This is a genomic window from Avibacterium avium (genome assembly GCF_900454535.1).
GTDB lineage: Bacteria > Pseudomonadota > Gammaproteobacteria > Enterobacterales > Pasteurellaceae > Avibacterium > Avibacterium avium.
On the sequence record NZ_UGSP01000001.1, the window covers coordinates 2,158,250 to 2,172,638 of the forward strand.

The following is a 14,389-nucleotide window of genomic DNA, read 5'->3' on the forward strand; positions in this document are numbered from 1 at the left end:
AAAGTGCGGTAAAAATTACCGCACTTTTTTGTTAGTAAATGAAATTAACTGCGAAACACCATTTTCGGTGGTTCATTATCCACAACGGTATTTTCATCAATAATCACTTTTTCAAGATTTTCGATTGATGGTAAGTCATACATTGTGTCAAGCAACAATCCTTCTACGATAGAACGCAAGCCGCGTGCGCCTGTTTTACGTTCTAACGCTTTCTTCGCCATTGCCACTAAGGCTTCGCGCGTAAATTCAAGAGTAACATCTTCAAACCCAAACAGAGCTTGGTATTGCTTGGTGAGAGCATTTTTCGGCTCGGTAAGAATTTGAATCAGGGCTTCTTCATCTAATTCTGCAAGCGGTGCGATCACAGGCAAACGTCCGATAAACTCTGGAATTAAGCCAAATTTCATTAAATCATCTGGCTCAACTTGCGTGAATAATTCGGTCAGTGTGGCTTTATCGTTCTGCCCTTTTACTTCCGCACCAAAACCGATGCCACTGCCAACGTGAACACGTTTTTCTACGATTTTTTCTAAGCCTGCAAACGCGCCACCACAAATAAACAAGATCTTAGACGTATCAAGGCGTAACATTTCTTGCTGTGGATGTTTGCGTCCGCCTTGTGGTGGAATGGAAGAAATTGTGCCTTCAATTAATTTCAGTAAGGCTTGTTGCACGCCTTCCCCTGATACATCACGGGTGATTGAGGCGTTTTCAGATTTACGCGTGATTTTATCAATCTCATCAATGTAAATAATGCCTTTTTCTGCTTTTTCGATGTCGTAATCACAATTTTGCAATAATTTTTGCAGCACGTTTTCCACATCTTCCCCCACATAACCGGCTTCGGTTAGCGTGGTGGCATCTGCCATTGCGAAAGGCACATTTAAGGTTCTGGCTAAAGTTTCCGCGAGTAAGGTTTTTCCGCTTCCTGTTGGGCCAATTAACAAAATGTTACTTTTACCTAATTCCACGTCATCAGATTTATACCCTACTTGCTGGCGTTTATAGTGGTTATATACCGCTACCGCTAGCACTTTTTTGGCATAATCTTGCCCGATAACATAATCATCTAAATGGGCGCGAATTTGGTGTGGGGTTGGTAATTCTGTGGTTTGATTTGCTTCCGCTTGCTCTTGCTTTTCGGCATCAACCAGCAAATTATGGCAAAGCTCGATACATTCGTTACAAATCGCGCCGTCTTCACCTGCGATCAATTTTTGCACTTCACTGCGTTTCTTGCCGCACATTGAGCAATGGAGCTGTTGTTCTGTTGTCATAACTTATTCCGTTTCTCTTTTCACTAATACTTCATCAATTAAACCGTATAATTTCGCTTCTTCGGCGGTCATAAAATTATCACGATCGGTATCTTGTTCCACTTTTTCAAAAGGCTGTCCTGTGTGGAACGCTAATCTTTCATTTAAGGTGTGTTTAATTTTTAAGATTTCTTGTGCGTGGATTTGAATATCCGAAGCTTGTCCGCGATAGCCACCTAACGGTTGGTGAATCATCACACGTGCATTTGGCAATGCTGCACGTTTACCCGGCGCGCCGCCCGCTAACAAAAATGCTCCCATTGAGCAGGCTTGCCCAATACATAGGGTACGCACATCAGGTTTGATGAATTGCATTGTGTCGTAAATTGCCATTCCTGCCGTTACCACACCGCCCGGTGAATTAATATACAGGCTAATATCTTTATCTGGATTTTCTGATTCTAAAAACAGCAGTTGAGCCACGATTAAATTCGCCATATTGTCCTCAACTTGACCGCTTAGAAAAATAATACGCTCTTTTAATAAGCGTGAATAAATATCGTAAGAACGTTCGCCACGCGCGGTTTGTTCAACCACCATAGGAATTAAAGCCATTGTATTCTCCATTGGTTTTCCTTTTCTATCAAAGGGTTATAAAAAGTTATAGTAAATTGAATTTAAACCATTGCTTTGCACTGAGTTAAGTTCAAGCCACTTGAAGGGTGAATTATATAACAAAAGTGCGGTCATTTTTGTGAAAAAAACGACCGCACTTTGAAATCAATGAGTTACAGCAAATTATGCTTGTGGATTCATTACTTCATCAAATGATGCTGGTTTTTCAGTTACCTGTGCTTTCTCAAGAATCGCATCAACTGCCTGTTCTTCAAGTACTGCATTACGAATATTATTCATTAACTCTTTGTTATTTTTATAATATTCCACCACTTCTGCTGGCTGCTCGTAAGCTGAAGCAATTTCGTCAATCATAGCATTCACTTTAGCTTCATCAACGCTTAATTTGTTAGAAGCAATCACTTCCGCTAATAATAAACCTACTTGAACACGGCGTTTTGCTTGCTCTTCAAATAATTCACGCGGTAATTGTGCCGCTTGTTGCTGATTACCACCAAAGCGTTGTGCGGCTTGTTGGCGTAATACGTCAATTTCTTGTTCAATTGCTGCTGCAGGCACATCAATTTGATTTTGCTCAACTAATCCTTCTACAACTTGATTTTTAAGGCGCGCGGCTAAAGCATTTTTCAACTCACGTTGCATATTTTTAGCAATTTCTGCGCGTAAATCTGCTACGGTTTTGGTGTTTGGACCAAATTTCGCCACAAACTCATCAGTTAATTCAGGCAATACCATCACTTCCACTTTTTTCAAGGTAATGGCAAATTTCGCGGCTTTACCTTTTAAGTTTTCAGCGTGATATTCTTCTGGGAAGGTTACATCAATATCAAATTGCTCGCCTGCTTTATGTCCAACAATGCCTTCTTCAAAGCCTGGAATCATTCGGCCTTGTCCCATTGCTAATACGAAATCAGTGGCTTTGCCGCCTTCAAATTCTTCGCCATCAACGCTTCCAACGAAGTCAATAGTTACACGATCATCAGCTTTTGCTGGCTCTTGAGTTTCTTCCCAAGTTGCTTGTTGTTTGCGTAACACATCAACCATTTTGTCAATGTCTGCTTCGCTGATTTCAACAACAGGTTTTTCTACTTTGATTTGATCTAAACCTTTTAATTCTACTTCTGGATACACTTCAAAGGTGGCAGTGAAAACAAGATCTTTACCAGCTTCAAACTGTTCAACGTTGAAACTTGGACGACCAGCAAGATTCACTTTGCTATCTACAAGCACGTTGAAGAAGTGTTTTTGTAATAAATCACCTAACACATCTTGACGCACAGATGCACCAAAACGTTTTTCAATAATATGTGGTGGTACTTTACCTTTACGGAAACCATCTACGCGTGCATTTTTTGCGACACGTTTTAATTCTTCACGCACCGCTTGATCTACGGTTTCAGCAGGAACGGTGATAGTTACACGACGCTCAAGACCTTGAGTTGTTTCAATATTAAATGACATTATGTTACCTCAAAATGAATTTGCACTCGGCGAACACTAACACCGAACACGTTAGTAAAAAGTTAAAAAGACACCAAATTATAGCGATACAACGCTCGCCAGTCGAGATGTTGAGAAATAAAAAACCACAACTGGCTATTTTTTACGCTAAAAAAGAAAAGCCTTACAGAATAAGGCTTTTGCTGTGTGGTTAATTAAAGTGATTTTGGTAAACGAATTTTCTGCCCCGGGAAGATCTTATCCGCATCTTTGATCACTTCTTTATTGGCTTCAACGATAGCGGTGTATTTTGCCCCATTGCCATAGGTTTTTTCAGCGATTTTCCAAAGAGTATCGCCTTTTTGGATCACATAAAATTCTTCATCTGTCGCTAAGCTTTCACCGTTTTCAATGGCTACGCCATCAACATTCACTGAATTAATGCCTACCACATTACCAGCCATTAAAATCGCTTTTTCTAAGGCTTCCGCAGAGGCCGCATTACCTTCAATTTTAGCCACGCCATCTTCCACTTTAACAGAAAGATTTTCCACCCCTGGGTTATCTTCCGCAATGTGTTTTTCCACGGCTTCCGAGGCTTCTTCTTTTTTAGAGAAAAGTTTCCGACCAATATCGCCAACAAAATCAAATAAACCCATTTTTAGCTCCTTACGTTAAGTAAATGTTGAATAAAAGGTTAAGGGATAACCTTAGCGAATTATCAGAAATAAGTCTAGATATTACTAATAAAACAAGGAAATTTTTCACAATTTTCGTCAAAAAATCACCGCACTTTTGTCACTAAAAAAGTGCTAGCATTAAATGAGCTGTGTAATAGCAATAGAAAGATCGTCATTCAAATTGCCGCGATTAACCACCATTGCCAAGTTATATTGATTTAACGATTGATAAAACTGTGCCAGTGCATTATCTAACAAATGCTTTAATTGACATTGGGGGTGCAAGGTACATTGCGGTGAAAGGCAATTCACAATCTGTACATCACCTTGTAAGGTGCGCAACATCTCGCCTAAGGGCAAACCTAATGTGCTTTCCGCCAAACGAATACCGCCGCCTTTACCACGACTGGTAATCAGCCATTGTTGTTTCGCCATAAAATGGACGATTTTGACCAGATGATTTTGTGAAAGGTGAAGTTGCTTAGCAAGGCTAGCGATTGTGTGCGTGCATTCCTGCTGACGCGCAAGATAGATCAGCACACGAAAACCATAATCAGTAAATTTATTAATTTGCATTGCAACTCCTTAGGTGGCGCATTGTAGTCTATTTCACCACTTCTTGCTAGATTATGGCTTATTGATAAATAATCACTTGCCAGCCTAGCATTAAAGATGTATTTTAAATACATCTTTAATAAACCAAAAGGACTTTTTATGTCATTAACAGCAAATCAAATTGAATTAGTGAAAGCCACTGTGCCAGTGCTACGTGAAAACGGTGTTGCGCTCACTTCTTATTTTTATAACAGAATGCTCACCAATCACCCTGAATTAAAACAAGTGTTTAACCTTGGACACCAACGCAGCGGTGCGCAGGCGCGTTCTTTAGCGAATGCGGTATTAGCTTATGCGGAAAATATTGAAAATCCAGCCGTGCTATTGCCAGCAGTTGAGTTAATGGCGCATAAACACGTCAGTCTTGATATTCAAGCCCCTGATTATGCCATTGTGGGCAACAACTTACTTCATTCGATTAGTGAGGTATTGCAAATTTCAATGGACGATCCATTAATTGAAGCTTGGACAGCAGCCTACAATCAATTAGCGGATATTTTGATTAGCACAGAAAAAGCCATTTATGACGAGCATCAGCAAACTAAAGGTAGCTGGTTAGGCTGGCGTAAATTCAAAATTGCCAAGAAAGTAGAAGAAAGCAGTGAAATTACCTCTTTCTATTTGCAGCCTGTTGATGGCGGCGATTTGCCAACTTATAAAGCGGGGCAATATATCTCAGTGCGTGTTTTCGTTCCAGAATTAGGCTTAAAACAGCCGCGTCAATATACCCTTTCTGATAATCCAAAATCAGACTATTTACGCATTTCAGTAAAACGTGAAGATCCAAAAGGTGAGCTAGCAGGCGGCTGGGTTTCTACCACCTTGCACGGATTAAATGAGGGTGATGAAATTGAAGCCACTGCGCCAACAGGCAACTTCTTCTTAATTGATAGCCAAAAACCAAATGTGTTTATCAGTGGTGGTGTGGGCTTAACTCCTATGATTGCAATGCTTAACCAGTTAGTAGAGCAAAATGTACCTTCTCCTGTGAGCTTTATCCACGCTTGTCGTAATGCCGATGTACACGCAATGAAAGCACACGTTGATGGGGTAAAAGCACAATATCCAAATGTTAGCACCTTTACCGTTTATGAAGTGGAAGATGCGCAAGCAGACGCCACAGGTCGTTTAGATTTAAGCCAAATTCCAACCGCACTTTTACCGAAAGACGCAGATTACTACCTGTGTGGCCCAATGGCATTTATGCAAGCACAGTACAAATCTTTAGTAGATTTAGGTGTGCCAGCAGAGCGAATCCATCTTGAAGCCTTTGATACGGGCGGGATTAAATTAAGCTAATTTAGCGAAAATATCACAAATAAAAAATCTGCATCTTAGATGCAGATTTTTTTATTTTTTCGTTCAAGAAATAATGGCAGATTATTCCACCAAATAGCTCGCTGCTTTCACCACAATATCAATGGCGTTTTGTTCGGTTTGATGAATGGTTTCTTCATTTGGGATTTCTTGCTGTGTGCGGTTTACAATCGCACCAGCCACCATACCAGCACGCAAGCCTAAAGCAGAACACATTGTAAATAAGGTGGCACTTTCCATTTCATAGTTCATTACATTTAGCTCTTGCCATTGCTTTAATGAACCTTGATAGTGGCGGTAAATTTTGCCAGTGTAAGTGTCGTAGCGCTCTTGCCCTGGGTAGAACGTATCTGATGACGCAGTGATACCAATATGCACTTTCGCTTTATCATTTTCTAATGCCGCTTTGTGAAGCATTGAAGTACAAGTAAAGTCCGCTACCGCTGGATATTCTAATGGCGCAAAATGACGGCTTGCCCCATCTAAACGCACCGCTCCCGTAGTGATCAAAATATCGCCCACATTAATATGTGGCTGGATCGCGCCCGTTGTCCCTATGCGTAAAAAAGTACGTACACCTAATTGAGCTAATTCTTCGACAGCAATGGAAACGGAAGGTCCTCCAATGCCAGTGGAACATACAACCACCGCTTTGCCATTGAGATAACCTAACCAAGAGGTGAATTCTCGGGTGGCTGCAAGAAATTTAGGGCTGTCTAATAAGCTTGCAATACGCTCAACACGCTCTGGTGCTCCCGGCACAATAGCAAGTTCAGCCCCTTCTAACATTGCTTTCGTTAAGCCTAAGTGAAATACATCAGACATAATGACTCCTATTTTAGTTATAAATGAATGAGTTATGGAGTAATATCACGCAAAATTGGATTTTGCATTGAAATCAAGGTTTCGGTAGATTGAATTTCATCAATCAACTGAATTTTGGTTGCGAGTACGGAATGAAGCTCTGCAATGGTGTGGGTCATCACCTTAATAAAAATGGAATAATTCCCCGTGGTGTAATAAGCTTCCACCACTTCTTCAAATTTTTCTAATTTCGCGATCACCTTATCGTAGTCTTTCGCACTTTTGAGAATAATGCCAATGAAACAGCAGACATCATAGCCTAGTTTACGCTGATCGATGCGGATCTTTGTGCCTTGAATAATCCCAGATTGGCGCATTTTTTCTACACGAACGTGAATTGTCCCAGGGCTTACGCCAAAATTTTTCGCCATTTCAGCGTAAGGGGTACGCGCATCTTTGATCAACACACGCAGGATTTGTTTATCTAAATTATCAATATTGTGCATTTTCTCTTTCCAAAATTAGATTTATTTTAAAATTATAGCCAATTTTTTAATGAAAAACCATTTACAGTGCTATTTTTGTTTATAGGTATTGAATTTCACTCCCACATCATTAAATAATATGCAACGAAAAATCAAAACCAATAATAAACAAGGTTCATAAAATGGAAAAATCATTTATTTTACAACAACAAGAAATTAGCTTTGCTAAAAACACGTTTACCCAAAAACTTTTGGAACATTTAGGTCTTGTAGAAGTTCAAGGCCCTATCCTAAGCCAAGTTGGCAATGGTATTCAAGATAATCTTTCAGGAACAGAGAAAGCAGTTCAAGTAAATGTGAAGCAGATCACAGATGCCACCTTTGAAGTGGTTCATTCTTTAGCCAAATGGAAACGCCACACCCTTGCGCGTTTTGGTTTTGCGGAAGGTGAGGGCCTATTTGTGCATATGAAAGCCTTGCGTCCAGATGAAGATAGCCTCGATCAAACTCACTCTGTGTATGTGGATCAATGGGATTGGGAAAAAGTGATCCCAGCAGGTCGCCGCAACCTAGATTATTTAAAAGAAACTGTGCGTGAAATTTATCAAGCAATCTTAGAAACAGAAGCGGCAGTGAGTGAAAAATTCGGTTTAACTCGTTTCTTACCGCAAGAAATCACTTTCATTCACAGTGAAGATTTAGTGAAACGCTACCCAGGAATGAACGACAAAGAACGTGAAAACGCCATTTGTAAAGAATATGGTGCAGTGTTCTTAATTGGTATCGGTGGCGAACTATCAGACGGTAAACCACACGACAAACGCGCGCCAGACTATGATGACTGGACAACCGTTTCTGAGGGCGAATACAAAGGCTTAAACGGCGATATTTTAGTTTGGAACCCAACCTTAGAACGTGCTTTCGAGCTTTCTTCAATGGGTATCCGTGTTGATGAAACCGCTTTACGCAAACAGCTTGCCATTACAGGTGATGAAGATCGCTTGCAATTTGACTGGCACCAAGATTTAGTAAACGGTCGCTTACCCCTTTCTATCGGCGGTGGTATCGGTCAATCACGTTTAGCGATGTTATTGTTGCACAAAAAACACATTGGTGAAGTGCAATCGAGTGTATGGCCAAAATCTGTAATGGAAGAGTTTGCCAACATTCTTTAATCCATTAAGACAATAAAATAAGAGCGGTGAAAAATCTTGAAATTTTCCACCGCTCTTTTTATTTATAACATCAATGTATTACAGAATAAAACGACTTAAATCTTCGTTTTCTACCACTTCGCCGAGGGCATCTGCAACGTAAGCGCCGTCAATGGTAACTTGTTCGCCGTTCATATCGCTAGCGTTAAAGGAAATTTTATCCATTAAACGCTCCATTACCGTATGCAAGCGGCGCGCGCCGATGTTTTCGGTTTTCTCATTAACACGAAAAGCGGCTTCAGCGATTTTCTTGATCGCATCTTGAGTGAAAGTGATATTCACGCCTTCTGTTGCCATTAAAGCTTTATACTGCTCGGTTAAAGATGCATTTGGTTCAGTTAAAATTCGCTCAAAATCTTCCGCACTTAGGGCAGAAAGTTCCACACGAATTGGCAAACGACCTTGCAATTCAGGGATTAAATCGGAAGGGCGAGCCACTTGGAATGCACCAGAGGCGATAAATAAAATATGATCAGTTTTCACCATTCCGTGTTTTGTGCTAACCGTTGAACCTTCCACTAATGGCAGTAAATCACGCTGTACGCCCTCACGCGAAACATCTGCGCCACTGTATTCGCCTTTTTTACAGATTTTGTCAATCTCATCAATAAAGACAATGCCGTTTTGCTCTACTGCATCAATAGCTTTTTGTTTAAGTTCTTCAGGATTAATTAATTTCGCTGCTTCATCATCAACTAAGGCTTTGAACGCATCTTTAATTTTCATTTTTCGGGTTTTGGTTTTGCCACTAGAAAGATTTTGGAACATTGACTGCAACTGGCTCGTCATTTCTTCCATTCCCGGTGGTGCCATAATTTCCACTCCCATTGATGGGGCGGCTACATCAATATCAATTTCACGATCGTCAAGTTGTCCTTCACGCAATTTTTTGCGGAACACTTGACGAGTGCTGCTATTGGTATCGTGATTTTCCACTTCACCCCATTGATTTTTAGCTGGGGGTAATAAGGCATCTAAAATGCGATCTTCTGCCGCTTCTTCTGCACGGAAACGATTTTTTTCGATTTCTGTTTGACGCACGAGTTTCATCGCACTGTCAGTCAGATCACGGATAATGGAATCCACTTCTTTCCCTACATAACCCACTTCGGTAAATTTGGTGGCTTCCACTTTGATGAAAGGCGCATTGGCTAATTTCGCTAAACGGCGCGCAATTTCTGTTTTACCCACCCCAGTCGGCCCGATCATTAAGATGTTTTTAGGGGTAACTTCGTGGCGTAATGGCTCTTGTAATTGCATTCTACGCCAGCGGTTACGCAGGGCGATAGCCACTGCTCTTTTTGCATCGGCCTGACCGATAATATGTTGATCTAATTCAGAAACAATTTCACGAGGTGTCATTTCAGACATAATGTAATCCTTTTTTCTAAACCATTTATTCAAAATAAATGGGATTAATGTGATGTTAATTTTAACACGATAACACCACCTACAATCATCATTGCCCCTAATGCTCGCCAAAATGTGAGTGCATCATCATAAAACAGCACGCCAACAATAAAAGCACCAGCAGCACCAATTCCTGTCCATACAGCATAGGCGGTTCCCATTGGTATGGTTCGCTGTGCAAGGTAAAGCAATGTGCCACTGCCGATCATAAAAATAATCGCAAGCAGTGATCCCAACAATGCTTTGTTAGGCTGGGTGGCAATTTTCAAGCCAATTGGCCAGCCAATTTCAAGCAAACCTGCACAAACTAAATAAATCCACGCCATTTCAAATCTACACGTTATGGCAATTCTTCAATGGTGAAATTTGTGTTGGTATAAACGCAAATATCCCCTGCAATTTTGAGCGATTTTTCTACGATTTCACGAGCTGAAAGATCGGTATTTTGCACTAACGCGCGTGCTGCAGACATTGCATAGTTACCGCCCGAACCAATGGCCAAAATTTGATCTTCTTCAGGCTGTACCACATCACCAATTCCGGTGATGATCAGGCTTTCTTTCTCGTCTGCCACAATCAACATCGCTTCAAGTTTACGCAACGCACGATCGGTACGCCAATCTTTAGCTAATTCCACCGCACTTTTAAGCAAATGCCCTTGGTGCATTTCCAGCTTACGTTCAAATAATTCAAACAGGGTGAATGCATCTGCGGTGCCGCCAGCAAAACCTGCCAACACTTTATTGTGATATAAGCGGCGCACCTTGCGCGCGTTACCTTTCATTACTGTGTTGCCAAGGGAAACCTGACCGTCTCCGCCCACAACCACCTTGCCATTACGGCGTACACTTACGATCGTTGTCATAGAAGTTCCTTTTATTTTGGATAAAAATTTATCAGAGATATGGGGATAAAAAAGACAATTTCAAGTAGAAATAAGCAGATTATTTTTTGATAACCAAATTGCGCCGATCATTTAGAGTAGAAACAGAGGAAAAAATCGCCTTTAATGGCTTGATTTCACTCCAAATTAGACAAAAAAGATGCCTGCAAGAAAAGCGATAAACACGCCCATTCCTACATAATTATTATTTAAAAAGGCTTTGAAACAGTCCTCACGGCGGCGATGGCGAGTGAGTTTACATTGATAAACGAAAAGCAATGCCGTAAGCGCAAGTAAAATAAAATAACTATAATGCAAATGGGATTGGTAGCCGATAAGAATGAGCAATCCTAAAGCAATAAATTGCAATAAGGCGATGATTTTATTGTCATATTGGGCAAACAAAATGGCGGTGGATTTTACCCCGATGCGCAAATCATCATCACGATCCACCATTGCATATTGCGTGTCATAAGCCACCGTCCAGGCTAAATTCGCCACAAACAGCAGCCAACATTCTAAAGGCAGTTGTGCGATCAACGCTCCATAGGCCATTGGGATAGACCAACCAAAGGCCGCGCCTAAGAAAAATTGCGGAAGATGGGTATAGCGTTTCATAAAGGGATAAATAAAGGCTAACAGCACCGCAATAAAAGACAAGCCAATGGCGTAATAATTCAGAAATAGCACAAGAATAAAGGCGCAGAATATCAGCCCGGCAAAAAGTAATTTGGCTTCTTTTTCGCTGACTTTTCCCGTTGCTAAAGGACGCTGTGAAGTGCGTTTGACTTTGCCGTCAATGTGGCGATCCGCATAATCATTAATCACGCAACCTGCAGCGCGCATAATGATCACGCCAAGCACAAACACTATTAGCACCGAAATAGGCGGAAAATTTTTCTCTGCCAAAAACAATGCCCAAAGCGTTGGCCACAATAACAATAATGTGCCAATGGGTTTGTCAAAACGCATTAATTGCGCGTAAGCAGTGAGTTTTTCCGAAAGTTGAGGCATAGTCCTAAATCAGCTAAATCAAAAGTGCGGTTATTTTACTTGAAAAAATCGCAAAGGTCTTGAACAAATTGATCTATGTCAATAAGATAGCGCATTATTTCACACATAAATAAAAATAAGGAAAAAAATGACCGCACTTAAAGAAATCACGCCACAGCAGGCTTGGCAAATGATGAACGAAGAAAATGCCACGCTGGTGGACATTCGCGATTTCCCCCGTTTTACCCATAGCCACCCAAAGGGCGCGTTTCACTTAACCAATCAAAGCTATGGCGAATTTCAGCAAAAAGTGGATTATGACGATCCCATTATCGTGAGCTGTTATCACGGTATCAGCAGCCGCAACGTAGGCGCATTTCTTATCGAGCAAGGCTACGATAATGTGTATAGTATGCAAGGCGGTTTTATGGGCTGGGAACAAGCAAACTTACCGCTCGAAGGCGAAGCGGTGCAAGAGGAAAATGCCGCTTAATCCTGCGCTGATCCGCTATCATCTGGTGAATGTTAGGTTAAATCCCATCATCTTCTGCGCGCGCTGTTCTTTTTGCTTTTTGTTGTGCTGAAAGCGTGGTGATGCCTTGATTGGCACTGGTTAGAGCTTGTGTGACTAACTCAAAAAACTCAAGCTCATCTTTCGCCATTATAGTTTCAATCAGCATTTGTAAATTCGTGCCAACAATCACCTCTGCGCGCTCAAACTGTTGTGCAATCATCGCACATTGGCGAAATGGCGTGCCACCTAAAATATCGCAGCAAAAAAGCACCGCACTTTCCTGTTCCGTCTTGAGATATTGTTCGATATTTTGGCGTAATTGTTCTGGCGTGGTTTGCTTGTCATCAAAATCAAAAAAGGCCACCTTTGGATATTGCCCAATAATTTGCTCCAGCGCACTTTGTAGCCCTGTGGCGAAATGTCCGTGTCCGCTCACGATCAAGGTTGTCATCTTTTTCTCCTTATTGATCCAAAATAGATAAAAAATGCCGAGCAAACACTCGGCATTCATCATAATGATAGTTATAGGATACCCGCAAAACGTCCGCCGATACCAATCATTACGGTGAGAATGATTAAGCGTAACGGCGACCAGTTGCGTTTCACTAAATAGTACATCAATAAGGTGTACACCAATGGTAAAAAGGCTGGCATTAGCTTGTCTAACACATCAGCTTGCACTTTCACCACGGCATCACCAGCGGTGATTTCTGCGGTGGTTTGGAAACGAATGTAAGTGGCAACTAATGCGCCAATCACAGTCATACCGATCATTGATGCGGCGTGTGACACTTTTTTCGTGTTAGCCTTAATGGTTGGAATAGCTGCTACTCCCATCTTGTAGGCATAATGGGCTAAACCAAAACGTAAACCAAAATGCACGATATTGAATACTACAAAGAAGAAAATCGCACCCAAGATCGAACCTTGTAACGCCAAACTTGCGCCAATACCGCCACAGATTGGCAATAAGGTGAACCAGAATAAGGCATCACCAATGCCGCCTAATGGCGCACCCACGGCGATTTTTGTACTTTGAATGGCGTTCACTTCTTGTTTGGAGCGCTCCATTGCCAGCACAATACCCATTACGAATGTAACAAGGAACGGGTGGGTATTGAAGAAGCCCAAATGCCCTTTCATTGCCTTGCTTAAATCCGCTTTGTTGGTGTGAATTTTTTTCAATGCGGGGCTAATTCCATATAACCAACCTGCCGCTTGCATACGCTCATAGTTAAAAGAAGCTTGTAGTAATAAAGAACGCCACGCCATCGTATTAATATCAGATTTAGTGAGTTCTGTCCCCATTGTTTGATCTTCGTACACATTGTCATTTTGTACGCTTTGACGTGCTTTAGATTCCATCTTGAAACTCCTCTTTTTGCGTTGCTTTTGTTTCAGTATTGCCTTTACGCATATAATCAATCAATGCCATTGCCACTGCCGCAGCAGCAATTGCTAACACTGGCAGATTAAGCCAAGCAGCACCCACAAAACCTAGGATAAAGTAAGGGATATAGGCATTTTTCATCATAATTTTCATTAATACCGCAAACCCGATAGCAGGCATAATGCCCCCTGCCACGCCTAAGCCGTCAATCACTTCTTTTGGCAACATTGCAATGATTTTACCGGCATATTCCGCACCAAAGTAAGTTGGCAAGAACGCACAGAAGAAATAGAACGTCCCTAGCACTAACAAACCAAGATAGTTCACATAATCAATGCCTTTGAGATTGGCTTCTTCCGCCATTTGATCACAACGGGACATTACCGCTGACATTACGGAGAATAAGAAGGTGATCCCCATTTGCACTGCAATGGCAAACGGCACGGCAACCCCAACGGCCACTTTTGGATCGGTTTTGGTGGTGATAGCAAATGCCGTTCCCACGATTGTGCCAATAATCACATTTGGTGGCTGCGCCCCTGCTAATGGCGCAAGCCCCATCCAGACTAATTCAAGGGTACCGCCAACTAAAATCCCTGTTTGTAAATCCCCTAAAATCGCTCCCACAATAGGCCCTAATACAACTGGTCTATGAAAATGTGTTAAACCATTATAGAGGTCAAGACCTGCAAAGAATGCAAGTACACCCAATAAGAGTGCCTGTAAAAGTCCAATTTCCATAGTTTCCTCGC

At 41.5% G+C, this 14,389-nt stretch carries 17 protein-coding genes; 3 read left to right on the top strand and 14 right to left on the bottom strand.

Translation table 11 applies throughout. The features are described from left to right. Positions 1–44: 44 nt before the first annotated feature. The 5 genes from clpX to DYC50_RS10365 form a co-directional block, all read right to left on the bottom strand. The gene (clpX, locus tag DYC50_RS10345) at positions 45–1,277 is read right to left on the bottom strand and encodes an ATP-dependent protease ATP-binding subunit ClpX (protein ID WP_115250100.1); all 1,233 of its coding nucleotides are present in this window, start codon (positions 1,275–1,277) and stop codon (positions 45–47) included. Positions 1,278–1,280: 3 nt separating this feature from the next. After that, positions 1,281–1,871: an ATP-dependent Clp endopeptidase proteolytic subunit ClpP gene (gene clpP / locus DYC50_RS10350; RefSeq protein ID WP_103855701.1), complete on the bottom strand. Its 591-nt coding sequence runs from the start codon at positions 1,869–1,871 to the stop codon at positions 1,281–1,283. A 183-nt stretch (positions 1,872–2,054) separates the two neighbouring features. After that, positions 2,055–3,353: a trigger factor gene (gene tig, locus DYC50_RS10355; RefSeq protein WP_115250102.1), complete on the bottom strand. Its 1,299-nt coding sequence runs from the start codon at positions 3,351–3,353 to the stop codon at positions 2,055–2,057. Between the two features lie 194 nt (positions 3,354–3,547). Further along, on the bottom strand, positions 3,548–3,991 hold the full coding sequence (gene lysM / locus DYC50_RS10360) for a peptidoglycan-binding protein LysM (protein WP_103855692.1): 444 nt from the start codon (positions 3,989–3,991) through the stop codon (positions 3,548–3,550). 159 nt (positions 3,992–4,150) lie between these two features. Next, on the bottom strand, positions 4,151–4,588 hold the full coding sequence (locus tag DYC50_RS10365) for an RrF2 family transcriptional regulator (RefSeq protein WP_115250103.1): 438 nt from the start codon (positions 4,586–4,588) through the stop codon (positions 4,151–4,153). 138 nt (positions 4,589–4,726) lie between these two features. Between DYC50_RS10365 and hmpA the strand changes: the two genes are divergently transcribed. Beyond that, positions 4,727–5,926 (top strand): NO-inducible flavohemoprotein, encoded by a 1,200-nt coding sequence (gene hmpA / locus DYC50_RS10370; protein WP_115250104.1) that lies wholly within the window; start codon positions 4,727–4,729, stop codon positions 5,924–5,926. 81 nt (positions 5,927–6,007) lie between these two features. Here the strand turns inward: hmpA and udp are convergent, their stop codons facing one another. After that, positions 6,008–6,769: a uridine phosphorylase gene (gene udp / locus DYC50_RS10375; protein ID WP_115250105.1), complete on the bottom strand. Its 762-nt coding sequence runs from the start codon at positions 6,767–6,769 to the stop codon at positions 6,008–6,010. A gap of 32 nt (positions 6,770–6,801) precedes the next feature. After that, positions 6,802–7,254, bottom strand: a complete 453-nt coding sequence (gene asnC / locus DYC50_RS10380) for a transcriptional regulator AsnC (protein ID WP_115250106.1) — start codon at positions 7,252–7,254, stop codon at positions 6,802–6,804. A 161-nt stretch (positions 7,255–7,415) separates the two neighbouring features. On the opposite strand from asnC, the gene asnA reads away from it, so the two are divergent. Then, positions 7,416–8,408, top strand: a complete 993-nt coding sequence (gene asnA, locus DYC50_RS10385; protein WP_103853522.1) for an aspartate--ammonia ligase — start codon at positions 7,416–7,418, stop codon at positions 8,406–8,408. Between the two features lie 78 nt (positions 8,409–8,486). Here asnA and hslU read toward each other — a convergent pair whose 3' ends face one another. The 4 genes from hslU to ubiA form a co-directional block, all read right to left on the bottom strand. After that, positions 8,487–9,818 (bottom strand): ATP-dependent protease ATPase subunit HslU, encoded by a 1,332-nt coding sequence (hslU, locus tag DYC50_RS10390; RefSeq protein WP_115250107.1) that lies wholly within the window; start codon positions 9,816–9,818, stop codon positions 8,487–8,489. A 44-nt stretch (positions 9,819–9,862) separates the two neighbouring features. Beyond that, a complete protein-coding gene (locus tag DYC50_RS10395; protein ID WP_115250108.1) occupies positions 9,863–10,183 on the bottom strand; it encodes a DMT family transporter in 321 nt (106 codons plus the stop codon). 14 nt (positions 10,184–10,197) lie between these two features. Then, positions 10,198–10,722 carry an ATP-dependent protease subunit HslV gene (hslV, locus tag DYC50_RS10400; RefSeq protein ID WP_115250109.1) on the bottom strand — a complete coding sequence of 175 codons (525 nt, stop codon included), beginning with the start codon at positions 10,720–10,722 and terminating at the stop codon, positions 10,198–10,200. Positions 10,723–10,887: 165 nt separating this feature from the next. Beyond that, a complete protein-coding gene (gene ubiA / locus DYC50_RS10405; RefSeq protein ID WP_115250110.1) occupies positions 10,888–11,754 on the bottom strand; it encodes a 4-hydroxybenzoate octaprenyltransferase in 867 nt (288 codons plus the stop codon). Between the two features lie 127 nt (positions 11,755–11,881). Between ubiA and glpE the strand changes: the two genes are divergently transcribed. After that, entirely contained in the window at positions 11,882–12,226 is a 345-nt protein-coding gene (glpE, locus tag DYC50_RS10410) for a thiosulfate sulfurtransferase GlpE (protein WP_115250111.1), read from the top strand. 37 nt (positions 12,227–12,263) lie between these two features. On the opposite strand, the gene agaF is transcribed toward glpE, so the two are convergent. The 3 genes from agaF to agaW form a co-directional block, all read right to left on the bottom strand. Further along, positions 12,264–12,698: a PTS galactosamine/N-acetylgalactosamine transporter subunit IIA gene (gene agaF / locus DYC50_RS10415; protein WP_172459088.1), complete on the bottom strand. Its 435-nt coding sequence runs from the start codon at positions 12,696–12,698 to the stop codon at positions 12,264–12,266. Between the two features lie 71 nt (positions 12,699–12,769). Then, positions 12,770–13,612 (bottom strand): PTS N-acetylgalactosamine transporter subunit IID, encoded by an 843-nt coding sequence (agaE, locus tag DYC50_RS10420; protein ID WP_115250113.1) that lies wholly within the window; start codon positions 13,610–13,612, stop codon positions 12,770–12,772. After that, a complete protein-coding gene (gene agaW / locus DYC50_RS10425; RefSeq protein ID WP_103853840.1) occupies positions 13,602–14,378 on the bottom strand; it encodes a PTS N-acetylgalactosamine transporter subunit IIC in 777 nt (258 codons plus the stop codon). The genes agaE and agaW overlap by 11 nt, the downstream gene beginning before the upstream one ends. Positions 14,379–14,389 lie beyond the last annotated feature (11 nt).

Bases quoted from the DNA above. Each gene is read 5' to 3' on its own strand.
- clpX (WP_115250100.1), bottom strand. From the start codon at position 1,277: ATGACAACAGAACAACAGCTCCATTGCTCAATGTGCGGCAAGAAACGC.
- clpP (WP_103855701.1), bottom strand. From the start codon at position 1,871: ATGGCTTTAATTCCTATGGTGGTTGAACAAACCGCGCGTGGCGAACGT.
- tig (WP_115250102.1), bottom strand. From the start codon at position 3,353: ATGTCATTTAATATTGAAACAACTCAAGGTCTTGAGCGTCGTGTAACT.
- lysM (WP_103855692.1), bottom strand. From the start codon at position 3,991: ATGGGTTTATTTGATTTTGTTGGCGATATTGGTCGGAAACTTTTCTCT.
- DYC50_RS10365 (WP_115250103.1), bottom strand. From the start codon at position 4,588: ATGCAAATTAATAAATTTACTGATTATGGTTTTCGTGTGCTGATCTAT.
- hmpA (WP_115250104.1), top strand. From the start codon at position 4,727: ATGTCATTAACAGCAAATCAAATTGAATTAGTGAAAGCCACTGTGCCA.
- udp (WP_115250105.1), bottom strand. From the start codon at position 6,769: ATGTCTGATGTATTTCACTTAGGCTTAACGAAAGCAATGTTAGAAGGG.
- asnC (WP_115250106.1), bottom strand. From the start codon at position 7,254: ATGCACAATATTGATAATTTAGATAAACAAATCCTGCGTGTGTTGATC.
- asnA (WP_103853522.1), top strand. From the start codon at position 7,416: ATGGAAAAATCATTTATTTTACAACAACAAGAAATTAGCTTTGCTAAA.
- hslU (WP_115250107.1), bottom strand. From the start codon at position 9,818: ATGTCTGAAATGACACCTCGTGAAATTGTTTCTGAATTAGATCAACAT.
- DYC50_RS10395 (WP_115250108.1), bottom strand. From the start codon at position 10,183: ATGGCGTGGATTTATTTAGTTTGTGCAGGTTTGCTTGAAATTGGCTGG.
- hslV (WP_115250109.1), bottom strand. From the start codon at position 10,722: ATGACAACGATCGTAAGTGTACGCCGTAATGGCAAGGTGGTTGTGGGC.
- ubiA (WP_115250110.1), bottom strand. From the start codon at position 11,754: ATGCCTCAACTTTCGGAAAAACTCACTGCTTACGCGCAATTAATGCGT.
- glpE (WP_115250111.1), top strand. From the start codon at position 11,882: ATGACCGCACTTAAAGAAATCACGCCACAGCAGGCTTGGCAAATGATG.
- agaF (WP_172459088.1), bottom strand. From the start codon at position 12,698: ATGACAACCTTGATCGTGAGCGGACACGGACATTTCGCCACAGGGCTA.
- agaE (WP_115250113.1), bottom strand. From the start codon at position 13,612: ATGGAATCTAAAGCACGTCAAAGCGTACAAAATGACAATGTGTACGAA.
- agaW (WP_103853840.1), bottom strand. From the start codon at position 14,378: ATGGAAATTGGACTTTTACAGGCACTCTTATTGGGTGTACTTGCATTC.